Origin of the sequence: Chryseobacterium sp. JM1 (assembly GCF_000737715.1) — a bacterium.
Lineage (GTDB): Bacteria > Bacteroidota > Bacteroidia > Flavobacteriales > Weeksellaceae > Chryseobacterium.
The window spans coordinates 103,802-126,837 of the sequence record NZ_JPRN01000006.1 but is presented as its reverse complement, the minus strand read 5'-3'; the positions used below and the strand labels follow the sequence as shown (position 1 = coordinate 126,837).

The following is a 23,036-nucleotide window of genomic DNA, read 5'->3' as shown; positions in this document are numbered from 1 at the left end:
ACCTCCTTTCCGGGAGGTTTTTTATTTTTTTCAAAAAAACTGTAACGTTCATTGTACTCCCCTTACCTACTGATTAAAAGAATGAATAATTAAAAACTTTAATCATATGAAAAATTTAGTAAAACTTGGGTTCGCAGTAGTATTATCGGCAACCTTTATGACCGCAAAAGCTCAGAACACGAATACAGAAAACAGTACACTATGGGAAATTTCTGGAAACGGCCTCACCCAACCTTCTTACATTGCAGGAACCTTTCATATCATGTGCAGCAAGGATTTTGAGATTAAGCCTAAAGTAATGAAAGCTCTCGAAAAGTCTGATCAATTTGTAATGGAGATCAATTACACAGATGCCGCTGAAATGGCAGCCATGCAGAAAATGTATCAGACGGATAAAAAACTTTCAGACCAACTTACTCCTGAAGAAGCAAAGGAGCTGGATAAAGTCCTTGCTGACTATGGAACAGATTTAAAGAAAATGGACAATTTCAGTTCACAGGCATTATATGCATTGATTTCGACGAAAGCCATACCGTGCCCGCAGACTGACCTAAAAATGTATGAAATAGAACTTCTCAAAAATGCAATGAAAAGCAAAAAGAGAGTTTACGGACTTGAAAAAGTAGAGGAACAGATGACCTCCATTAATAAAGCTTATGATCTGAAAGCAGTTATTCAACAGTTAAAAATGGGAAAGGAATATGAAACCCTGCTTAATAAAATGGTCGCTGCCTTTAAAAAAGAAGATGTACAGTCTCTTTATACCCTCTTTAAAGATAAAAAACTGATGAATACCGCACAGGAAAAAGCGATGCTTACGGACAGAAATAAAAACTGGGCAGAAAAAATGCCTGAGATGATGAAAAAAGAAAGTGCTTTCTTTGCCGTGGGAGGCGCACATCTTATGGGTGACAACGGCGTGATCCGTCTCCTGAAAGCGAAAGGATACACCGTAAAACCGGTCTCAAGCTTATAATGTATAACCATACCATGAAATCATCGTGAGCAGTCAAACTGAAACCGCTTTTTTAAAGCTCGTCAACCAGCACAAAGGCATTCTGTACAAGGCCTCCCGTATCTACGCGGATTCTTTGGAAGACCGGGAAGACCTGCAGCAGGAAATCCTTATTCAGCTGTGGAAATCTTACCAGAACTTCAAAGGGAACAGTGAATTTTCGACCTGGATGTACCGTGTGGCCATCAACACCGCGATCACTTATTTAAAAAAAGAAAAGCAGCGAACGCATAATCAAACCGAGGTACCACATCATTTTGAGGTCCAGAATGAAGACTACAATCCCGCAAAGGACAAGCAATTAGAAGTTTTTTACGCTGCAGTCCAGGAACTAAAGGCACTGGAAAAAGCCGTCATCTTTTATTTCATGGAAGGAATGTCTCACAAAGAAATCGGAGACAACCTGGGGCTGAGCGAAGGCAACGCCCGTGTAAAACTTAACAGAACCAAAGAAAAAATACAGCAAATCATAAAAAAATCAGGCTATGAATTTTGATCAATTAAAAGAACAGTGGAATAACGAAGACGGCGACAGCGTCAACATTCCCAACACCATAGAACAGCTAAAGAAAAGCAAACACCCTATCGAAAAGATCCAGAAAAGTATGAAAGCGGAATTTCCAATGCAGGTCATTGCCGTCATTCTTATCGCCTTCTTTCCGCAGCAGCTCCGTTTTCCGGAATCTCAATATATTATTTATTACACTTCATATGCGATGCTGGTTGTGATCTCTTCTTACTATCTGTTCGGATTCTATAAATTTTATAAGCAGACCGAACTTTATGACGGAAACACCAAGAACAGTCTCTGGAAAATATACCACGAACTGAAACTGAATATGGAAAGATACCAGTCTTTCGGATTCCTGCTTCTTCCGCACTTTATGATCACATTAGGATTGGAGTTCTATAATATACTGGAGAAAAAAGGAGAATCTTTAGGGGATATGTCAAGTACTTATCAGCAGGCTTTAATCATCAGCGTTCTGATCGGAACGGTAGCCATCGTCACCAGCATTGTGCTATGGACAAAATACATCTACGGAAGAAATGCCAAACGTCTGGAAAATATTCTGAACGAAATGGATGAATAACTTCCCTAGCTATCTTTCACAAAACAATAACATGAAACCCCGGACCTGATCTGGGGTTTGTTTTTTAAAAAAATGTTATTTATCGTGCTCAAATTTATCTGAGGTTTTATTTTTCCTTAAATTTGCACATCAGAAATAAAATGATATGGATTTTAAACATTTTGATCCTGCCCATCATTTTCTGAATCTACTAAATTCCAAAAGTATGCTATCAAAAATAAATCCTATACAAACCAACAGCTGGAAGGCTCTTGACGAACATTTTGCAGGAAATGACTTTGATTTGAGAAGTCTTTTTCAGTACAATCCTGAGCGTTTTAATGAATTTTCTATACAAAAGGATAACTTCCTTTTTGACTATTCTAAAAACCTGATCGATTCAAGAACGAAGGAACTTCTGCTTCATCTGGCAGAAGAATGCCAGTTGAAAGACGCTATTTCCAAAATGTTTTCAGGTGACAAGATCAATGAAACAGAAGGAAGAGCAGTCCTGCATACGGCTTTGAGGGATTTTTCAGATAAAGAAATCATCGTAGACGGTGAAAACATAAAACCTCAGATCAGAAGAGTTCTTGACCACATGAAAACGTTCTCTGAAAAAATCATTTCAGGAGAGCACAAAGGATTCAGCGGAAAAGAAATCACTGATGTCGTGAATATCGGAATCGGAGGTTCAGATCTTGGACCGGTGATGGTTTGTTCCGCTTTAAAACATTTTAAAACAAGATTAAACGTTCACTTCGTTTCAAACGTTGACGGGAATCACATTGCTGAAACCGTTAAAAAACTGAATCCTGAAACTACTTTATTCATTATTGCTTCCAAGACCTTTACGACTCAGGAAACGATGACGAATGCCAATTCTGCGAAAGACTGGTTCCTGAAAGCAGGAAAAGAGGAAGATGTGGCGAAACATTTTGTGGCTTTGTCCACTAACGTTGAAGCCGTTAAAAAATTCGGAATTGCAGAAGAAAATATATTTGAGTTCTGGGACTGGGTAGGCGGAAGATATTCTCTTTGGAGTGCTATCGGCCTAAGCATTGTTCTGGCAGTAGGGTATGAGAATTTTGAAGAGCTTCTGAAAGGGGCTTCTTACACAGACCACCATTTCCAGACTGCAGATTTCTCAGAAAACATCCCGGTTTTAATGGGACTTCTAGGCATCTGGTACCGTAATTTCTATGCTGCCACTACTTACGCGATCCTTCCTTATTCTCAATATCTGGACAGATTTGCAGCTTATCTTCAGCAGGGAGATATGGAAAGTAACGGAAAATGCGTAGACAGAAACGGTGAATTCGTGGAATACGAAACAGGACCGATTATCTGGGGTGAGCCGGGAACAAACGGACAACATGCCTTTTACCAGCTGATCCACCAGGGAACGGAACTTATTCCTGCCGATTTTATTGCTTATGCGAAAAGCAGCAATGCCGTTTCTGATCATCAACCTAAACTTTTAGCGAACTTTTTTGCTCAGACTGAAGCACTTGCTTTCGGAAAATCTGAAGAGGAAGTAGAACAGGAATTAAGAAATGAAGGGAAAAGTGATGAAGAAATTGACAGACTTTTAAACTACAAAGTCTTCCACGGAAATACACCAACCAACTCTATATTATTCAAGGAATTAACTCCTTTTTCACTGGGACAACTGATTGCCTTATACGAGCATAAAATCTTTGTTCAGGGTGTCATCTGGAATATTTTCAGCTTCGACCAGTTCGGAGTGGAATTAGGAAAAGTATTAGCCAATAAGATCCTTCCTGAGCTTGAAAACAATGAGGCGGTAAGTTCTCATGACAGTTCTACCAACGGATTGATCAATTATTATAAAGGAAATAAATAGCAGATGTCTGCATTACGGTCATATTATTATAAACTTCCTCCGGGCCTTAGGCTTTTGGGGAGAAAGATCTATTACTTCCCGATAGACCTCTATGACGGGTTTACCGGAAAAAGATCTAAAAACGAGCCTAAAAAGGGAGATATTTATGTAGGAGGCAGCGACTTTATTCCTCACGGCATTCGTCAGGCCAATGCGTTGAAAAAATACATTGGCTTACAAAATACCGACCGTGTGCTGGATGTAGGATGCGGAATCGGAAGAACCGCTGTAGCCCTTACCGGAATCATTGATAAAGGTACTTACGACGGTTTTGATGCTGTAGAAAAAGGAATCAACTGGTGCAATAAAAATATCGGTCAAAAACATCCGAATTTTACATTCAAGTTTACCCCGATTTATAATGATCTGTACAATACGTTCAGCCAAAAAGCGGAAGATTTTACATTTCCTTATGATGATGCTCAGTTTGACAAAGCATTTTTGTTCTCGGTATTCACTCATATGCAGATTCCTGAGATCAAAAGATATCTGAGCGAGATCAGCAGAGTTTTGAACAGCGGCGGGCAATGTCTGGCCACATTCTTCCTGTATGATGAATCTAAAAAGGAATTTGGAACGATGCCATTTCCCCATCAGTATGATGGGTACAGACTTATGGATGATAAAGTGACCGCAGCCAATATCGCGGTAAGCATTCCATTGCTGAACCAGATGGCAGCAGAAGCCGGATTAAAAGTAACGACCGTAAAAGGAGGATTCTGGAGAACTGATGTAGAAAAGGAAGGTGCCGATGAGTTCCAGGATATTGTTGTATTCAATAAAATCTAAATAAAAGTAAAAAAAGTAAAAATGGCAGAAATTCTTGACGGACTTAAAGTATCCAAAGAAATAAAAGCGGAGATCAAGGTTGAAGTGGAAAAGATCCTTGAAAGCAAGAAAAGAGCACCGCACCTGGTAGCGATTCTTGTAGGAAACAACGGAGCGAGCAAGGCGTATGTAAACAGTAAAGTAAAAGACTGTGAGGAAGTTGGATTCCGTTCTACGCTTGTCAAATTCCCAAGTACAGTTTCTGAATCTGAATTATTGGAAAAAATCGATGAGCTGAATAAATCTAAATCGGTGGATGGTTTTATCGTACAGCTTCCTTTACCGGACCAGATCGATCAGGAAAAAATCATTCTGGCTATTGATCCAAGAAAAGATGTAGATGGTTTCCACCCTGAAAACTTCGGAAAAATGGCGTTGGAAATGGATACGTTCCTTCCCGCTACACCATTCGGGATTCTGACATTATTGGAAAGATACAATATTGAAACAAAAGGAAAAGACTGTGTAATTATCGGAAGAAGTAAAATTGTAGGAAGACCTATGAGCATCCTGATGGGAAGAAAAGATTTCCCGGGTAACTCTACCGTGACTTTAACACACTCTTACACAAAAGACATCGAAGAATATACAAAAAAAGCAGACATTGTTATTACCGCTTTAGGTGATCCTCATTTCCTGAAAGGAGATATGATCAAGGACGGCGCAGTAATCGTGGATGTGGGTATCACAAGAGTAGATGATGATTCTCCAAAAGGATATTACCTTGCGGGTGACGTAGATTTTGACAGCTGTGCAGCCAAAGCAAGCTGGATCACGCCGGTACCGGGAGGTGTAGGCCCAATGACCAGAGCCATGCTGATGAAGAACACCATCATCGCATACAAAACTTCGGTCTATAACGACTAATTTTAAAATGAATAAAGAAGAAGATATTTTATTAAAAGAAGGTAAAATGCTCCCTGTGATGGAGCATTTTTACACTATTCAAGGGGAAGGTGCACATACCGGAAAAGCAGCTTACTTTATCAGACTGGGAGGTTGCGATGTTGGCTGCCACTGGTGTGATGTGAAAGAAAGCTGGGATCCTACGCTGCATCCCTTGATGAATGCTGAAGAAATTGCAGAAACTGCAGCAAAACACTGTAAAATTGTTGTGTTGACCGGTGGCGAACCATTAATGTGGAATTTAGATATTTTGACTTCTAAATTAAAAGAATTAGGCTGCACCATACATATTGAAACTTCAGGAGCGTATCCTTTGAGCGGACAAATCGACTGGATTACTCTTTCACCTAAGAAAACTGGACTTCCGAAAGAGGAAATTTATGCTAAAGCTCACGAACTTAAAATGATTATTTTTAACAATAATGATTTTAAATTTGCCGGCGAACAGGCTGCAAAAGTTTCTGAAAACTGCAGGTTATATCTTCAGAGCGAATGGAGCAAACGTGATGAAATGTACCCAAAGATCACAGATTTTATTCTGGCTCACCCGGAATGGCAGGCTTCGGTTCAGACTCATAAGTACCTGAATATTCCATAAAGTTTATCTTTCCTGGATTCTACAGAGGAAATTCGAATCAGTTTGCTGTATTCACAGAACTGTTTTTTCCAGCCTGAAGTATCCAAGTAGTAGTACGAAAATTTATAATATTCCTCTAAGAAGAGATATACCATAAAAAATATGTACCTTAGCTCTTCGTATCCGTTTAAACACTGATAGATGCAGAGAATTCGATACTCCAGATACCTGAAATCGATTATTATTTTGCTTGACCTTATGGTTATTGCATCTATTTTTGTATTCTTTTTTATAAGCAGGAATGAAAGCTTAAGATACCATAGAGAAACGTGGTATGAAAATATTTTTTCACTGATATTGCTCTTTTTGTTCTGGATGCTTCTGAGCGGCAGGACAAAAATTTATAATATTCAAAGGAATCTTACGTATACTTTGTTTTTGGAACGTCTTCTGATTCATTTCCTGTTTTTTATACTGGGAGTTCTCCTTATCGGAAGGGTCAGTAAAAACGTTTTTTTCAATTCAGATATTTACTGGCTTTCGTTTTACCTGTTTTTCTTTATTTTCCTTGCGAAATCAGTGATTTATTTTACCATAAAATATTTTCGCTCACTGGGGATCAACTACAGAAACGTTATGTTTTTGGGAGAAACAAGTTCTACTGAGATCTTAAGGAATATCTTTAAAGACAGAAAAGATTACGGATACAGAATATTCGAGTATGAAAGTCAGGCTATCAATGCCAATGAGCTTGTCGGTTTCTGGAAAAAGAACGGAATTCATACCCTGTTTTTATCTACTGAAAATCTGGTGAATGAAGATATCGAAAAAGAGATCTTCAAGCTGGCAGAAGACAATAAGGTTCATGTCTCCCTGATTCCGAGTATTACACAGAGTGATTTTTTCCTGTATGATCTTGGGTATATCCAAACACAGCCGGTTCTGAGCCAGGCCAAATATCCACTGGACTTTTATTCCAATTTTCTGGTAAAAAGAACTTTTGACATCCTGTTTTCAATATCCATCCTCCTGTTTCTCTGCTCCTGGTTATTTCCCATTATTGCTATTCTTATCAAAACAACTTCTAAAGGCCCTGTTTTTTTTATCCAGAAAAGATACGGTTTTCATGAGGAGGTATTTTCATGCCTGAAATTCAGGACAATGATCGTGAATGATGAATCTGCAACCAAAACCACAGAAGAAAATGACTCAAGGATCACAAAAATCGGAAAGTTTCTCAGAAAAACCAGCCTTGATGAGCTTCCCCAGTTCGTCAATGTACTGAAAGGGGAAATGTCTATCGTAGGACCCCGCCCTCATATGCTGGCCGTAGACAATTACTATAAACCCAAGATCGGAAGATACAGCTTGAGAAGCATGGTTTCTCCCGGTATTACGGGACTTGCACAGGTAAGCGGACTTCGCGGAGATTATGGAGATGTGGAAGTGGAGATGAAAAAAAGAATCCTTGCAGATACTTTCTATGTAAGGAACTGGAGTTTCGTTCTGGATCTGGTCATCGTTTTAAAGACCGTTCTATTGGTGATCACAGGAGATAAAAACGCAAAATAAATCAAACAAAAGGCTAAGATTACAATTGAGGAATCATATTTGCTACTAAGGTTAAATAAACTTTAGGCCTTCAACTGAGCCTTACTTAATTAAATAAAAAAAGTCTAATTTAGCAGCATGTTAAAAAAGTTTTTCACAGCAGTAGGAGAATACATTATCCTTCTAGGTAAATCCTTGCAGAAACCCCAGAAAATGAGGGTTTTTTGGAAGCTGTTCATGAGAGAAATTAATGATCTCGGCGTCAATTCTTTTGGGCTTGTGATCTTCACTTCTATATTTGTGGGAGCGGTAGTCGCTATCCAGATGTTCAACAACTTTGATTCTTCCTCTTTCCCGATCCCGCCATCATTCGTGGGATATGCTACGAAAGCCGTTTTGGTTCTGGAATTTTCCCCGACCATCATCAGTCTTATCCTGGCCGGTAAAGTAGGATCATATATCGCATCCAGTATAGGAACTATGAGAGTTTCCGAACAGATCGATGCCCTGGACATCATGGGGGTGAACTCTCCAAACTTCCTGATATTACCCAAAATTTGTGCCTGCGTTATTTTCAACCCTCTTTTGATTGCCATCAGTATCGTTTTCGGTATCGGCGGCGGACATCTGGCAGGTATGCTGACCGGAAACTGGACTGAAAATGACTATATCGTAGGGATTCAGATGTATATGCCCAATTTATTTGTGTATTATGCATTTGTAAAAACTACCGTATTTGCCTTTATCATCGCTACCGTTCCTTCCTATTTCGGATATAACGTAAAAGGAGGATCGCTGGAAGTAGGTAGAGCCAGTACACAGGCCGTAGTATGGACAATGGTATTTATTATCATTTCTGAATTAATTTTAACCCAATTAATATTAAGCTGATGATTGAGGTAAAAGATCTTAAGAAGAGTTTTGGTGATGTTGAAGTACTTAAGGGAATTTCAACTTCCTTCGACAAAGGAAAGGTGAACCTGATCATCGGGCAGAGTGGCTCGGGGAAAACTGTTTTCCTGAAAAGCTTACTGAATGTATACCAACCTTCATCGGGAGAAATCCTTTTTGACGGTACGGATATCAATACAATGACGAGAGACCAGAAACAGCACCTGCGTTCAGAAATCGGAACGGTATTCCAGGGCAGTGCGCTTTTTGACTCGTTAACCGTGGAAGAAAATATCATGTTTCCCCTGGATATGTTTACGAACCTTACCTTCCGCGAAAAAAAGAAAAGGGTTTTTGAAGTAATCGGAAGAGTGCATCTTGACAAAGCCGGCAGAAAGTTCCCATCCGAGATCTCGGGAGGAATGCAGAAACGTGTGGCCATTGCAAGAGCCATCGTCAACAACCCGAAGTACCTGTTCTGTGATGAGCCGAACTCCGGACTTGACCCTTACACTTCCAATATTATTGATGACCTTCTTCTTGAAATCACCAAAGAATACAACACGACAACCATCATCAACACCCACGATATGAACTCTGTGATGACGATCGGGGAGAAAATTGTATACCTGAGATTGGGAATCAAAGAATGGGAAGGAAACAAAGACGTTCTGATCACCGCAGGCAATAAAAATCTTATTGACTTCGTTTATTCTTCAGAACTGTTTAAAGAACTGAGAGAATATTTACTTGAAAATAATAAAACGATTGAAAATACAATCACTAAAATAGACGATAATGAAAAAGGTACTTAGTATAGCGTTAATCGGGTTTTCAATGTTCGCTTCTGCACAGATTTCACTGGCAGCAAAAGCTAACTTAATATTCCCAACGGGCTCTCCTTCATGGAAAAACATCAAAGGAACAGTGAATGACGCCATTGAGGGAACAGGAAAGAACAATGCAGGTTTCAACGCGGGTCTTTCATTAAAAGTTAAACTTCCGGGTTCATTTTATGTGATGCCGGAATTATTCTACACGCACTTCAAAAATGAATTCACTACGGAGAATACTACTTTTGATGTGAAAAGCAACCGTTTAGATATGCCTGTTCTTTTAGGACACAATGTTCTGGGAGATATGCTTGGGGTGTTCATAGGACCTGTGGCCAGCTATAATTTAAGCAAAGAAAATACCTACAACGATTTTAAGGAAAATGTTAAAAACAACTTCACTGTAGGCTATCAGTTCGGAGCACAGCTTGAAATCAAGAAACTGCTTATCAACGCAAGATATGAAGGTTCATTCAGTAAAGACGAAAGAAACTTCATCAATAAGGTTTCCGGTTCGGAGATCAGATACGACAACAGACCTAACCTGTTCTTAGTAGGTGTAGGCTACAAGTTTAAATAATTCGAAAATAACATCTATAAAAAACCCTCAAATATTTAAATTTGAGGGTTTTGATTTTGTCGCTGAAGTTCTGCTTCACGTTGGGCAATTTCTGCCGCCTGCTTTTCCAGTTCTTCTTTGTCTTTTTGTAACTGTTTGAATTCTTTTCTTTTTTCTTCCGCTTTCAGCGCGCTTCCTTTGCTTACATATCCTACCATTCCGCCGATAATAAGACCGATTCCTACCCCTGCCATTACACCCATCATATGGGAAATGGTAATTCCGCCTACCGTAAAATCAGTGGTCAGATAAAAAAGCAGTGCCGAAACGGCCAGCAGGATAAGTCCTGTAATTGATAAACTTTTCATAAATATTGTGTTAGTGGTTGGTGTTAAAAAAAAAGCCTTACCCAATTTAGTGAAAATTAAATAAGGCTCTATACAAGATTAAAAATTCTAACGTTATATTTTCCCTCCGGCAGCTTTATAATATTCCAAAGCTTTGGGAAGGTCTCTATTGATGTCTGAAATCCTTGTTTCAGGATTCGGGTGAGTAGACAGGAATTCCGGCTGTCTCGCCCCAGAAGATGCTCCTTCCATTCTATTCCAGAAAGGGATCGCTTCTCTTGGGTCATATCCTGCCATAGACATCAGATACAGTCCCATCTGATCTGCTTCTGACTCCTGATTTCTTCCGTATTTCAATAATGCTACCTGAGATCCTATCGGGTATACTTTCTGGAAAATCCCGGCCCATTGTGAGTTTGAAATTGTTCCACCCAAAATAGATCCGCCGTATTGTGCTACCATCGCCTGAGAAATTCTCTCATTTCCGTGTCCTGCTAAGGCATGTGAAACTTCATGTCCCATCACAACCGCAAGACCGTTGTCATTCTTCGTAACCGGAAGAATTCCTGTGTATACTGCAACTTTCCCGCCAGGCATACACCAGGCATTCAGTTCATTGCTCTGAATAAGATTAAATTCCCAGCTATAATTCGCCAGATCTGCCGATCTTCCTATGCTTTGATAGTATCTTTCTGCTGCACTTTTGATTCTGCTTCCTACACTTACTATTTTTTTAGCGTCTGCAGTTCCTGAAATAATCTTAGATTTAGACAGTGTCGTTTTATATTCCTGTGCAGACATCGTCAGTATTTCAGAGTTATTTGCAATCTGTAATGAAGATCTTCCCGTGATCGGGTTAGTCGTACAAGCTGCAATTGACAGGGCAACTGCTCCTATTCCTAATAGATGTGTAAATTTCATAGTTCGTGTATTAATAATTCAACATTTACAATTTTTATTCCAAAACGGTTGAGAAGGAATATATTTGCATACATTTTGCTATTTAAATTTAACAATTAATATGGTTATGAAAAAGTATATCTCACTTATATTTATTTTTGGATTTCTTTTTTTCTTTCAGAGCTGTTCATCACAGGGCTCATTAGATTCCAAAACAGTAGATGCACTGGTCAGTTCTCAGGAACTTACTTTTTATGGAGAACGCGCCAATCCAACCAACTATGATGTGATTAACGTTATGAATTCAATGCCGAATTCCACTTCAACCAGGATGCTGCAGCTTAATGGAGATTATACCATTGTTCTTACCAAAGACAATCTGGAAGTGGTGCTTCCTTATTTCGGAAGAGTATTCAACCCAAGCTACGGAAATCCGGATAAAAACAGTTACAGATTTACTTCGAAGGATTTCACCATCAGCAAATCCCAGAATAAAAAAGGAAAATGGACTTTAAGAATCAAGCCAAACGATGTAAAAAATGTAGATGAAATCAATCTTGAAGTCTTTAAAAACGGTAAAGCCTTTGTTTCTATGAGAAGCAGTGACAGACAGCCGATCACTTATGACGGATATGTTTCAAAAAACGAGGAAAAAGCTAAAGAAAAGGACAAACTTTAGTCTTTTGATAAGAATTTTTCAACAAATATTTTTGCTTCAGTACTTGGATTAGAAACCATTTCTGAAGCATTTTTTTTGTGCTGTACATAAGCTTCTTCCACAGAGCTGCTTCTTTTCATCATGGCCAGAATATATTCCTGAACCCAATATTCAAAACGCTTTTCTGCCTGCTGGGTACGGACTTCATTGAAACGCCCGGTTTTCTTTTTAAGATCAATGAATTCATTGAGTTGGGTATAAATCTCATCAAGACCTTCATTGTAAAGAGCGGAGCCCAGTAAAACAGGAATTTTCCAGCCTTTTTCTTTAGGTGGAATAAAATCCAGTGCGCGCTTCAGCTCAAGTCTTGTATTTTTTGCTTTCTGCACATTGTCCTGATCCACCTTATTAATAAAAATAACGTCCACCATTTCCATGATGCCCCGTTTGATGCCCTGCAACTCGTCTCCTCCTCCGATGATTTTAAGGAATAAAAACACATCGGTAATATCTGATACCAGCACTTCAGACTGTCCTACTCCAACTGTTTCAATCAGAATATAATCATAACCTGCCGCTTCGCAGATCATCATGGTTTCAAATGTGGTATTGGCAACACCACCTAGAAATCCTGAACTTGGGGAAGGGCGGATAAAGGCATTTTCCTCCTTGGCCAGTTCTTCCATTCTGGTCTTATCTCCCAAAATACTTCCTTTGTTGATAGATGAACTGGGATCAATAGCCAGAACCGCTACTTTCTTTCCGTTAGCAATTACCAATCTTCCGAAATTCTCAATAAAAGTAGATTTTCCGGCACCCGGAACCCCTGTGATTCCAACCCTGACAGAATTTCCTGTAAAAGGCATAATCTGCTTAAGAAGTTCTTCTGCCTGAGCTCTGTGTTCAGCTTTTTTACTTTCAACTAATGTAATAGCTTTTGCGATCAGACGTTTATTACCTGACCTTATTCCTTCAATTAGTTCTTCTGTAGAAAATTTCATTGATTCAAAAGTATAAAAATAACCTTCAAACTCCCATACAAACGGGCATTAATTTTATTTCTTCTAAATTAAAACTAGAGGTCATCTTATCAACGGGAGAGGGAAATTCCTACATTTGTTATTCATCAAAATTAAGAAACATGAAAAAAATATCCGCTGCTGCATTATTTATCTGCCTATTAATGGCTTCCTGTACTCCAAAGGCCTCCACAGCCGGACCTATAGGGCCTGCCGTTTCTACTGCAGAACAAATAGCACAAGGAAAAACAATCTTTGAAAATGCGTGCGGAAGATGCCATAAACTCCCGGATCCTACAGCGCACACGTCTGTACAGTGGGTAGGAATCATGAATTCGATGGCACCAAAAGCGAAACTGACCGATGAACAGCACCAGTGGGTTTACGATTATATTGTTTCTGTGAAAAAATAATCACCAAATCAAAATATGGGTATGAAAAAAATAATCTTAAGTATGGTGGCAGGTGCCGTGTTTATGGTATCATGCGGACCCAAAAGTACAGCTGTAACCGGACCAAAATATACTGCGTCTGAACAACTGGTTCAAGGGAAAACTATTTTTGAAAACTCATGCGCCAAATGCCACAAACTCCCTGACCCGGCTAAACATGACGATCAGGGATGGATTAAAACATTAAGCAGAATGGCTCCGAAAGCTAAATTAAACGATGAGCAGCACCAGATGGTTTATGATTATCTGATTTCTGCAAATAAGAAGTAGTGTTGGAGAGTTGGAGAGTCGTTGAGTAGGAGCGTTTAAGAGTATCGGTGGGCAAAACTTATCACTCATAACTTATAACTCTTTCAAACAGATTCCCAAACCTGGTTTTCCGGATAGGATTATTTTTCCGTTTTCCACACAATTTCCGGAGGCATAGTCGTTGGAGATCAGATTGGCTCCGTCTAGATCTGCAAAATCGGTAAGACCTGCCAGTACACAACCTGCGGATATACCAACGGTAGATTCTGTCATGCATCCGATCATTACTTTATAGCCCAGTTCTTTTGCTTTTCTGATCATTTCCAATGCCGGAGTGAGCCCGCCACACTTCATCAGTTTGATATTGACACTTTTGTAATATGGCAACAGCTCTTCAAGGGAATTGAGATCCTGACAGTCTTCATCTGCCATCCAGTTGGCCGGACTTTCTTTATTGAGAATTTTGTAATTTCCAACCGCTCTTGGCTGTTCAAGATAGGAAAACCGGGCTGTCATTTCATTTTCCTGAAGCCAAAGACAATCCTGATCTGTAAAGCTGGCATTGGAATCCAAAGCAATATGCCGGTTTAACCTCAACAATTTCTCAATATTATCCTGATGCAGCCCTTTACATTTTACTTTGAATCTGTTCCACTTGCTTTTTTCTATTTTCCGGATCTGGTCATTGATATCGGCCACAGAAATTGTAATGGAGCTTTCCACTAAATGATCGGAAGGAATCGTATTTAATTCGATAAAGTTCTTATTTTCAAGCTTTCCAAACAAGTCCCAATAGGCACAGTCCAAAGCAGACATTAAAAACGGATGCAGATTCATTGTTGAAAGGAAAGTGAAAAATTCACTGGGATGAATGATGGTCTGGTTTTCCAGCAATGTCTTTATCTCCTTTAATTTGGCAATAAAATTTTTAAGGTCAATCTGATAATAATCTATCGCTATACATTCGCCATAGCCTTTAGAGTTTAAATAAGATAATTCCACCAACAGGGCTTCCCTTTTGTCATAGTTTCCATAGGCAATGGAGAAGGTTTCTTTTAACTTCAGTTCTTTTATTTCCCAACTTATTCTCATACTCTAACTAATCCATTGTTCTACTATTTTAATCTCAACCCATTTACCGTTGATTTTCTTGTAAATTGCTGTATACCCACTCCCACTCAAATAGCCGCAGGAGATAGAATTTTCAACGATACACATTGTCTTCTCTTTATTAAAGAAAGGTACCGATAACTTTCGAAAACATTTATTCCCAAATTTCGTGCGAAATGCAACCCAAAAATCTTTTTTACCATTTTCTGTTAATTTGTCGAGGCCTTCCTCTGTAGCATACTGTAATGGTCTCTTTATTTTTGTTTTATCCAATTTGAAATTAAACGTGGTTTTTGCCTGATTTTTATAGTACGCAGAATCCCTCATTAAAAAAACGGAATCATACTTTAGGATAACACTTAACGGCAGGGATTCATCTTCTCTTTTTTCAAAAAGATAAACCGACTTTAATGGGACAATAAATATATCATTCTTCTCCTCAGTAGACATACGTTCATTATCAATTAGCTGATTCAAAACTTCATATCTTAAATCTAACTCTTCATCTATAACACTGGTATTCAGATTGATTTCACTTTTCTTACATGAAATCATTAATAATAAGACCAAAAAAATATACCCTTTCATATACTAAAGCTACAAAAAAAGAGACCACAAGTGATCTCTTTCATTATTTACAGCTTAATAATTTTATCTTACGATCAGTTTTTCAGTCTGTGCTTTTTCACCCTGCGTGATACGCACCATGTATACTCCTTTTTGAAGCCCTTTCGTAGAAACTGCTTTTTTAGACTGAGAATCTCTTGCGTCAGAGAATACTAATTTTCCGGACATATCAAACATTTTAATCTGAACGTCTTTTGAAGAAGTATCTAAATTACCCACAAAGAATTCATCATACGTCGGATTCGGGAAAATAATGAATTTATGATCTTCATTTTTAATATCCTGAGTGGCTAAAGCCGTATTACACTCATCAGGAACAATAAAACTTTCCACCTGATCATTCGCCGTTGCTCTCACTCCTGCTGAAGCACCTGTTCCCAATCCTCTTTTGGCAAATGCCTTCCAGATCATACATTTATCAAGACCGGCATTTCCAACTAAATCGGCCTGAAGGATGGCGTCACGCCCATCAATAAATGTCGGACTGCAAGCCTGCAGTTTAAGTCCATCTACAACTAGCTGCAGCGCTTTTGCATTCCCAGAAGTAGTACTTACCAGTACATCACTGTTATATCCGTATTTTTCGATGTATTTCCAGGTAAGATCCCAAAGCATGCTTGCCCAGATGAATCCTATAGCGTGTGAACCTGAAACCGTATTTGTATTTCCGTAGGTATAATTGTTTACAGCAAAATCCGGAGAATATTTTGCAGGTCTGATTCCCGCTCCTGTAGTAGGCTCTCCTTTTGTATACGTTCCCATTCCTCTTGCCAAAGCAGATGTATCACCCGGTCTTGTGGTCAGCATTAAAGCAAAATAATCAGACCAACCTTCACCCATCTGTTCTGCACTGTTGGTTGCAGAAAGACAGCTGTAGCCCTGACCTGTCAGTCTGTTTGAAATTCCATGCCCGTATTCATGGGCAATGATCCCATTATCAAGACTTGAATGTTTAAAACCATTAAAATCATTTCCTAAGGTAGCATTGATTGTGTTTCCGTTTCCAAGCTCGGTCACCATATACAAACCTTCTGTTTTTCCGATATTAATAGAAGGAATGGTTACCTGTCCTCCTGAAGTTCCTCCTCCCATAGCGATAGGGGTATCAGTAGACGGCCTGTAAACAATAGCTCCTACTGCACCGGCTTTCTGTGCATTTAAAACTTTAAGTCCATATTCACAGCTTGTGCTTGTAATCACTGCTATTTTTCCGGTAAGACTTCCCAACACGGGCTGAGTACATGCATCTGCAGGCACTGAAACGGCAAGATCACCTGTCACAGTCTGTCCGTCAAACAAAAGTTTTCCAAAAGATGCACTTCCGGTCATTACCTTAGGTCTGCTGACCGCTGTTGCCGGCGTATTATACTGATATCTTGAAATAGGGTCTGCTGCCGTCTGCGTTCTGTCATAAATGTACATCTGCATCCTTGGAGCAGCCAGATAAACCTGTCCGTTAATGGTTGTCTCATATCCTGAGCTGAAATTGGCGTTGTTCAGACCACTTCCGTCATACGCTTCTGCGTTTACGGCATCACCACCCATTCCTAAGTTCGTGAAGTTTTTGGTCTGATAATTTCTCGCAGCTTCCGTAAAGCCAAATTTATAGAAAACATCATGCATCTTATTATTCATATAAAAAAGATTCGTGATGGCTGCATCTCTGTGTGTGAAAGGGCTGATGTATCTTCCTTCGTCAAAAGGAAAATCAAAGTTCAGCGTACTTCCTCCGTCCGGCGAATATCCCGGACTATTGGTATTGTTCTGATCAGAATAGGCATACACGTTATTTCCTCTTGTATTGGTATAGCTGGTCACTCCATCAGAATGCCATCCTTCAGGAGAAAATGTAATATCCCAAGGACTATTAAGGAGAACACGCTGCCCAAATGTAGGTGCTTCTACAGGAAGTGGAAAAACATTATATGAAGCATTGGTAGGAGCAAGCAGACTGTTGGATGAAAGTTTATCCGATGCTCCTGCAAAAACTGCTGTAGCCGGTTCAGAACCTGAATACTGAGTACCGTTTGATTCTGATTCACTGTCTGAGTGGCTTTCATGCGTAAAATTACAGTCTAAGGTTAGATTATCTTTAGCAAGAACTTCTCCCGTATCTGCATCCGCTATTAAATGCCATACATCTGCTGAGTTTTTATCTGAAACAAAGAGTTCTTTTGCCAGTACATACACTCCATTTTTTTCAAAATATACGTTGGGAAGGTAGTCTACTTTAGAAATTTCATTCAGTTCCAGCTTCTGTTTAAGAAGATCTTCCGGGAAACTTTCTTTAGCCTTTTTCTGGCTGGCAACAGTGATGTCTTTTTTAAAATCGTTTTTTTCAGAGATAATTTTATCTTCTTTGATCATTACTTTACCCAAAGCATTGTAGACTCTAAGTCCTGCGTAGGTCTGCTGAACATTCACCACATTTACGCCTAAACTTTTGGAAGCATCTTCACTTAAAATAATAACTCCTGCTCCTCCATTTTTTTGAGCGATCTGTCCACTTTTCTGATAGTAATTCTGAATAAGCCCGTTTGAATTTTGTGCATTCATTTTGCCAAAAGCAAAGAATACGGCCACCGACACCGGCCATAAAAATAATTTTCTATCCATAAGGTTGTTTTTTTCGCAATAAAGTTATGATTTTTTAACAAAAAAAGATATTTGATCCGATATTTTTAATTAAATAAGATTTATTTTTTGCTTTTCTTTGATTTTTCCATTTTATTTTTAATAAATTTTATTCTATCCTTTAAAAAATTAATCATATTTTGATTATAGCTGTATTTTTTCGCTTCAATTAAAGGTTTCAACGCTTTTTTATATTCGAATCTGATCTCAAACAATAATGATTTTTGGATCAATATCCTTGATTTATCAATTCCTTTAATTTTTAAAGCATAATTGATGAGTTTTTCGGCTTCATCCAGATCTTCATTATCCAAAAGGCATTTGATATAGTGTAAAGGCGTGTTGAGATTCGCCACATTGCACTGCATGGCTTCTTCAAAATACATTTTTGCTCTTTCATAATCGGTGAGCATTTCGCTGTATATTCTTCCCATCAGACACAGACTGTCTGCATCTTCGGGATCGTAGGACAAAGCATAATTCAGGGCTTCCAGGCAATCCGGAAGGCTGTATGGGTAGTTGTCCAGAGCTTCAAAATAATATTTACTTTTAGTTAAGGTCATATCTGTCGTTTTTTAATTCTTTTTTCAGGATATTCCGTTGTTTTTTAAATGATTTATCCTGATGATTCTTTTTAAAATCTGTTCCTGAAAATGTACGGACCGGATTTCCTCTCTGCACCTGCAGATGATTGCTCCACGTGTCCCGCATTCTTTTTTCAAGCTGTTTGATATAAAGTCCGGTTACTTTTTCTTTCAACCGCATAATGGCCAGTTTTTTATTTTCCAGCTGCGACCGCGAATCCTGGGCAAATACGCTTTCTCCGGTGGGTATATGCACTGCACGGACCGCTGTATTTACTTTGTTCACATTCTGGCCTCCGCTTCCCTGACTTCTCGTAGTCTGAAACTGAATGTCTTTTTCATTGAAATTGATTTTCTCCAGCCCTTCCAGCTCGAAAACACCGATAAACCAGTTGCTTCTTTTGTGGAGTTTCCTGAACGTACTTTTCCCGGTCCAGCATATGCTTCCCAACCATGTTTTTAAAAATGTATCCAATTCTTTTGCTTTTAAAAGTAAGGTTACAGACTTTAAGGTCAGGTTTTCATCACCATTCTCGCGGTGAATGATTTCGTAATCTATTGTATTATTTTTTATTTCCTCAAGGAAGACCTTCAGTACTTTAGCAGTCACCCACTGGCATTCTAAAGGTCCTCGTCCTGAGGTTATTTGTATGAGTTTTTCCATTTTAATCTACTTTAGGAATTTCATTTAATTTTGGATGACCAACAGGGTCAATTCCTTTTTCCAGCAAATTTTTGGCAGCCATTACAGCCCAGCATTTATCACTGGAATGGATGTTTCTGTAAAAAGTCAGCAAAACATCCGGCTTAACAACAGTAAAACCTTCTATCTCAATCGTTTCGAGATCATTTTTTTCAAAGAAATCTATGGTAATTCTATGAGATTTCCCGTTTTCGAGTTCTACCGTTTTCTCATATCTCCTGAAATTTTCTTCACTCTGCAGATGATCATACCGGGTCCATACTTTCTGAAAACCTTCGTGTTGAAGGATCATGACTGTTTCTGCTGCATTTTCTTTTTTTACAAAAACATCAATATCCTTATGGTCGTGGGAATGTTTGTATTCCGTATGTCCTTTTTCCGACATAAAATGCCACGCCCAGCCACCGGATATGATGACTTTATCCTTTAATTTATTTAAAATTTCAAGTCCATGGTGGATTCTAAATTCCGGCCAGACTTCTCCATATCTTTTTATGTTATGAGGTGCTCCCATTTTTCTGTTTTTTATTGATTAATACTGATAAGAATCTATATTAACTCGGTTGTTTATAAAACCTTATAGGTTCTTTGAAACCTATAAGGTGGAAAGCTGTAGGTTGATAATGAAAAGCAGCGTTCTTCTCACTGACAACTCTAAACAAGCAACTTCATTATTTGTCCATTCTCACTATTCGAGGTTGAAATGTTCCGAGAATGTCTACCAATTCACTCTGTGCATTCATCACTTCGTGAATGTCTTTATAAGCCATCGGAGCTTCTTCTGTGTTACCGCCCATCAAAGTGACTTTCTTCAGCTTCAGTTCTTTTTTGATATCATTCTGAGTGAAAAGATTTCTGCATTCTCCTCTCGAATGGGCTCTTCCGGCTCCATGTGATGCTGAGTTCAAAGAATCAGGATTTCCTTTACCACGGACGATAAAGCCTTTTGCCGTCATAGATCCGGGAATCATCCCCAATTCATTTTCATTGGCTGGTGTTGCACCTTTTCTGTGGACAATCACCTCTTTTCCTTTATGAATTTCCTTCCATGCGAAATTGTGGTGATTCTCGATTCTGGCTCGTACTCTTCCGCCGACAGCTTTTACAAGTCTTCTGTGAATGTCATCATGACAGGCAGAAGCATAATCACCGGCAAGATTCATCGCCGTCCAGTATTCCAGACCGAGATGGGTATTCAGATCCAGCCAGGCAAACTGTTGCGCTTCTTTTGGCAGCGGACACTGCTCTGCAGCTACTCTTGAGTAATATTGCGCAATCTCAGCTCCCAAACCTCTGGAACCACTGTGAGAAAGTATTCCCAGGTATTTTCCTTTCGGCAATCCGATCTGGTCATCTTCTTCCGTGATCTCCACTTCTCCGAATTCCACGAAATGATTTCCGCCTCCGGATGAGCCCATCTGCTTAATGGCTTTTCCTTTTAATCTTCTTAAAACCGGGATCATATCGAACGTATCTCTCTCAAAAATTTCATGATCTATGTGAGATTTATGTGTTTCGTACATCCCGAATTTGGTGTGTTCAGCAAGCGCTTTTTCATATTTGTCTCTTGCTCCGTCCAGATATGACACCGGTATATCCAAAATACTGAGGCTCATCCTGCAGCCGATATCCATTCCTACTCCGTAGGGGATGACTGCGTTTTCTACCGCCAGAACTCCTCCTATCGGAAGTCCATAACCGCTGTGTGCGTCGGGCATTAGAGCGCCCTGCGTTGAAATCGGCAGTTTTAAAGCCGTATACAGCTGGTTTTTGGCTTCTTCAGAAATATTGGTTCCAAAGATCTGGAAGGAAGCCCTCTGGCTATTGAGCATTCTTTTTTCTGTTTTTCTGGATGAAAGCAGCGACTCTGCGATCTGTCCGAAAGTCAGGTCTTTTTCAAAGTTTTCCGGATTCAGGAGGATGTCTTTTAAAATAGATTTTACATGGTGAATGTTCTTCGTTGCAAAATTTCTTTTCATGACCTCCAAAGCCACGTTGACGCTTTGATTATTTGGATATCCCAGTTTTAATATATCTTTTCCTTTTAGTTTTAAATTTCCCATTGTTTTTGTTTTAAATCATATTGGACCTTATGAGTCCTCAAAATAGGCTGCAAGCTCTGTTGCAGACATGATGCAGTCGGTATATTTCCTGCTTTTGATAAGATTTGTTTCATATGTGATGAAACAGAAATTAGATGTGAGATGTTAGAATTTAGTTCTGACAAGTCACAACAATTCCTTACTCAACTAAATTTTAAGTTGATTTATTTTACGATATTGAACAGCATGAAACATGATCGTACGTGATCTTTTCATTTTGTTCTTAATGACACTAAAAAATTTCGGGTAAACTGGAGTTTAGATATTGCGCAATAAAAAACCCGAAATCTTACGACTTCGGGTTTTGATATTTCGTTGTACTATTATTCTAAGAGTATACCAAACCACGAAGCCTTACCACCATAAGCGGTACTCCAGCTGAAGAATTTTGATTCGTTTTGAACATTGCTTCGTTGTTTTTTAATGGGTTAAACTTTATTTTCAGGTGCAAATATAATATTTTTTCTGAATATCAAATTATTTTTTTTACTTCATGTGGATCAGACACAGAAAAATACCGTCTATTACTTTAGTCATTCTAGGAAGATCCAGTGTTTCCACAGTATCTGTTGTCTCATGATAATTTTTATTCCTGAAAAACGATGTATCCGTGATCATCAGGGCAGAATAACCAAATTTCCAATAGTTAAGATGATCTGAGAAATCGGTTCCTTTTACGAATTTAGGAGCGGTAAAAGTTTCTGTTTTGATCTGGTTGGCTTCTTTAAATTGGGTCCTGAAATTATTTACAAAATCTCCGGCTCCAAACTTTTTGACCAGCGTTATAAAATCTCCTTTATTCCCATAAACCCAAGACAAAATCCCTAACGGATAGCTTTGTGAGTCCTTTTCATCCTTGAAATACCCGATCATTTCCACGCTAGCCATTCCGTATACATCGATGTTGTGATCTTTTAAATACTGAGCATGAATGTTGCTTCCCATATTTTCAGTCCTGAAATAGGGAGGTTCTTCTAATGTGTAGGCCACCAGATCTATTCTGTAATTCAGTTTTTGGCCCTTAAGCATTCTGGCAAGCTCCAGAAGGGCGGTCACTCCGGTAGCATTGTCGTCTGCTCCCTGCTGATCTCCGCAAACGTCATAATGGGCACCGATAATGATTCTTTTTTGATGTTCCGTACCGAAAGACGTGATGACATTTTTAAAGATTTTGCCCTCAACATTATATTCCTGAAAGGTCGTACTGTCCCCGTATTTGCTGAAATCCTGTTTAATATAATCCGCAATGGTATTCAGCTGATCCATATTTTTGTGATTCCTGAATTCAGGGGTTTGTGTAAGGGCTGTGAGGTGACTTTTAACCAGATTGATATCTGCCGGCACCGGAGATGTCTGAACCGGTCTGTTTCCAGAGTCTGCTGCAAAACAAAACACAGCTATAAAAATTAAGCCTGCAACAATAATGATCTTACTGGCTGCAGGCTTTGTTATATTTTTAAAATTCATCTCACGGTACTTTTATGATTGGAGAACTGAAATTAGTACTTTTCA

Annotated in this window: 25 protein-coding genes; 14 read left to right on the top strand and 11 right to left on the bottom strand. The window is 39.0% G+C overall.

Annotation, left to right across the window (positions count from 1 at the left end):
- Positions 1–106: 106 nt before the first annotated feature.
- From IW22_RS12345 to IW22_RS12295, 11 genes are all read left to right on the top strand, one after another.
- Positions 107–976, top strand: coding sequence for a TraB/GumN family protein (locus tag IW22_RS12345; RefSeq protein WP_034726911.1), 870 nt, complete (start codon positions 107–109; stop codon positions 974–976).
- A 25-nt stretch (positions 977–1,001) separates the two neighbouring features.
- Positions 1,002–1,511 (top strand): RNA polymerase sigma factor, encoded by a 510-nt coding sequence (locus IW22_RS12340; protein WP_034726910.1) that lies wholly within the window; start codon positions 1,002–1,004, stop codon positions 1,509–1,511.
- Positions 1,501–2,109 (top strand): hypothetical protein, encoded by a 609-nt coding sequence (locus IW22_RS12335; protein ID WP_034726909.1) that lies wholly within the window; start codon positions 1,501–1,503, stop codon positions 2,107–2,109. The genes IW22_RS12340 and IW22_RS12335 overlap by 11 nt, the downstream gene beginning before the upstream one ends.
- A gap of 205 nt (positions 2,110–2,314) precedes the next feature.
- Entirely contained in the window at positions 2,315–3,955 is a 1,641-nt protein-coding gene (gene pgi, locus IW22_RS12330; protein ID WP_034727043.1) for a glucose-6-phosphate isomerase, read from the top strand.
- Between the two features lie 3 nt (positions 3,956–3,958).
- The gene (locus IW22_RS23660; protein WP_051891216.1) at positions 3,959–4,783 is read left to right on the top strand and encodes a class I SAM-dependent methyltransferase; all 825 of its coding nucleotides are present in this window, start codon (positions 3,959–3,961) and stop codon (positions 4,781–4,783) included.
- A gap of 21 nt (positions 4,784–4,804) precedes the next feature.
- On the top strand, positions 4,805–5,689 hold the full coding sequence (locus tag IW22_RS12320; protein WP_034726908.1) for a bifunctional 5,10-methylenetetrahydrofolate dehydrogenase/5,10-methenyltetrahydrofolate cyclohydrolase: 885 nt from the start codon (positions 4,805–4,807) through the stop codon (positions 5,687–5,689).
- A gap of 7 nt (positions 5,690–5,696) precedes the next feature.
- The gene (locus IW22_RS12315; RefSeq protein ID WP_034726907.1) at positions 5,697–6,326 is read left to right on the top strand and encodes a 7-carboxy-7-deazaguanine synthase QueE; all 630 of its coding nucleotides are present in this window, start codon (positions 5,697–5,699) and stop codon (positions 6,324–6,326) included.
- 180 nt (positions 6,327–6,506) lie between these two features.
- Positions 6,507–7,877 carry an exopolysaccharide biosynthesis polyprenyl glycosylphosphotransferase gene (locus tag IW22_RS12310; RefSeq protein WP_034726906.1) on the top strand — a complete coding sequence of 457 codons (1,371 nt, stop codon included), beginning with the start codon at positions 6,507–6,509 and terminating at the stop codon, positions 7,875–7,877.
- A 117-nt stretch (positions 7,878–7,994) separates the two neighbouring features.
- Positions 7,995–8,747 carry an MlaE family ABC transporter permease gene (locus IW22_RS12305; protein ID WP_034726905.1) on the top strand — a complete coding sequence of 251 codons (753 nt, stop codon included), beginning with the start codon at positions 7,995–7,997 and terminating at the stop codon, positions 8,745–8,747.
- A complete protein-coding gene (locus tag IW22_RS12300; protein ID WP_034726904.1) occupies positions 8,747–9,562 on the top strand; it encodes an ABC transporter ATP-binding protein in 816 nt (271 codons plus the stop codon). The genes IW22_RS12305 and IW22_RS12300 overlap by 1 nt, the downstream gene beginning before the upstream one ends.
- A complete protein-coding gene (locus IW22_RS12295) occupies positions 9,546–10,160 on the top strand; it encodes an outer membrane beta-barrel protein (protein ID WP_034726903.1) in 615 nt (204 codons plus the stop codon). Before IW22_RS12300 ends, IW22_RS12295 begins: the two co-directional genes overlap by 17 nt.
- Before the next feature lie 35 nt (positions 10,161–10,195).
- Here IW22_RS12295 and IW22_RS12290 read toward each other — a convergent pair whose 3' ends face one another.
- Together IW22_RS12290 and IW22_RS12285 are read right to left on the bottom strand one after the other, a co-directional pair.
- Complete coding sequence (locus IW22_RS12290; protein WP_034726902.1) at positions 10,196–10,507, bottom strand: hypothetical protein; 312 nt, start codon at positions 10,505–10,507, stop codon at positions 10,196–10,198.
- A gap of 93 nt (positions 10,508–10,600) precedes the next feature.
- Positions 10,601–11,407 (bottom strand): M48 family metallopeptidase, encoded by an 807-nt coding sequence (locus tag IW22_RS12285; protein WP_034726901.1) that lies wholly within the window; start codon positions 11,405–11,407, stop codon positions 10,601–10,603.
- A 106-nt stretch (positions 11,408–11,513) separates the two neighbouring features.
- Between IW22_RS12285 and IW22_RS12280 the strand changes: the two genes are divergently transcribed.
- On the top strand, positions 11,514–12,065 hold the full coding sequence (locus IW22_RS12280) for a DUF4251 domain-containing protein (protein ID WP_034727041.1): 552 nt from the start codon (positions 11,514–11,516) through the stop codon (positions 12,063–12,065).
- Here the strand turns inward: IW22_RS12280 and meaB are convergent.
- Positions 12,062–13,045, bottom strand: coding sequence for a methylmalonyl Co-A mutase-associated GTPase MeaB (gene meaB / locus IW22_RS12275; RefSeq protein ID WP_034726900.1), 984 nt, complete (start codon positions 13,043–13,045; stop codon positions 12,062–12,064). The two genes, IW22_RS12280 and meaB, sit on opposite strands and share 4 nt — an antisense overlap.
- A 140-nt stretch (positions 13,046–13,185) precedes the next feature.
- On the opposite strand from meaB, the gene IW22_RS12270 reads away from it, so the two are divergent.
- Together IW22_RS12270 and IW22_RS12265 are read left to right on the top strand one after the other, a co-directional pair.
- Positions 13,186–13,476 carry a c-type cytochrome gene (locus IW22_RS12270; RefSeq protein WP_034726899.1) on the top strand — a complete coding sequence of 97 codons (291 nt, stop codon included), beginning with the start codon at positions 13,186–13,188 and terminating at the stop codon, positions 13,474–13,476.
- Between the two features lie 21 nt (positions 13,477–13,497).
- Positions 13,498–13,785, top strand: coding sequence for a c-type cytochrome (locus IW22_RS12265; RefSeq protein ID WP_034727040.1), 288 nt, complete (start codon positions 13,498–13,500; stop codon positions 13,783–13,785).
- 72 nt (positions 13,786–13,857) lie between these two features.
- Here the strand turns inward: IW22_RS12265 and IW22_RS12260 are convergent, their stop codons facing one another.
- The 8 genes from IW22_RS12260 to IW22_RS12225 all read right to left on the bottom strand — a co-directional run bounded on the left by IW22_RS12260 (position 13,858) and on the right by IW22_RS12225 (position 22,991).
- On the bottom strand, positions 13,858–14,856 hold the full coding sequence (locus IW22_RS12260) for an enolase C-terminal domain-like protein (RefSeq protein WP_034726898.1): 999 nt from the start codon (positions 14,854–14,856) through the stop codon (positions 13,858–13,860).
- A 3-nt stretch (positions 14,857–14,859) separates the two neighbouring features.
- Complete coding sequence (locus tag IW22_RS12255; RefSeq protein ID WP_034726897.1) at positions 14,860–15,462, bottom strand: hypothetical protein; 603 nt, start codon at positions 15,460–15,462, stop codon at positions 14,860–14,862.
- A gap of 63 nt (positions 15,463–15,525) precedes the next feature.
- Positions 15,526–18,117, bottom strand: a complete 2,592-nt coding sequence (locus IW22_RS12250; RefSeq protein ID WP_034726896.1) for a T9SS-dependent M36 family metallopeptidase — start codon at positions 18,115–18,117, stop codon at positions 15,526–15,528.
- A gap of 80 nt (positions 18,118–18,197) precedes the next feature.
- Positions 18,198–18,698, bottom strand: a complete 501-nt coding sequence (locus IW22_RS12245; protein ID WP_034726895.1) for a tetratricopeptide repeat protein — start codon at positions 18,696–18,698, stop codon at positions 18,198–18,200.
- Positions 18,685–19,383, bottom strand: a complete 699-nt coding sequence (gene prfH / locus IW22_RS12240; protein ID WP_034726894.1) for a peptide chain release factor H — start codon at positions 19,381–19,383, stop codon at positions 18,685–18,687. The genes IW22_RS12245 and prfH overlap by 14 nt, the downstream gene beginning before the upstream one ends.
- A 1-nt stretch (position 19,384) precedes the next feature.
- Positions 19,385–19,936, bottom strand: a complete 552-nt coding sequence (locus IW22_RS12235; RefSeq protein ID WP_034726893.1) for a hypothetical protein — start codon at positions 19,934–19,936, stop codon at positions 19,385–19,387.
- Positions 19,937–20,093: 157 nt separating this feature from the next.
- Positions 20,094–21,485, bottom strand: coding sequence for an RtcB family protein (locus IW22_RS12230; protein ID WP_034726892.1), 1,392 nt, complete (start codon positions 21,483–21,485; stop codon positions 20,094–20,096).
- Between the two features lie 525 nt (positions 21,486–22,010).
- The gene (locus IW22_RS12225; protein ID WP_081873942.1) at positions 22,011–22,991 is read right to left on the bottom strand and encodes a M28 family peptidase; all 981 of its coding nucleotides are present in this window, start codon (positions 22,989–22,991) and stop codon (positions 22,011–22,013) included.
- Positions 22,992–23,036 lie beyond the last annotated feature (45 nt).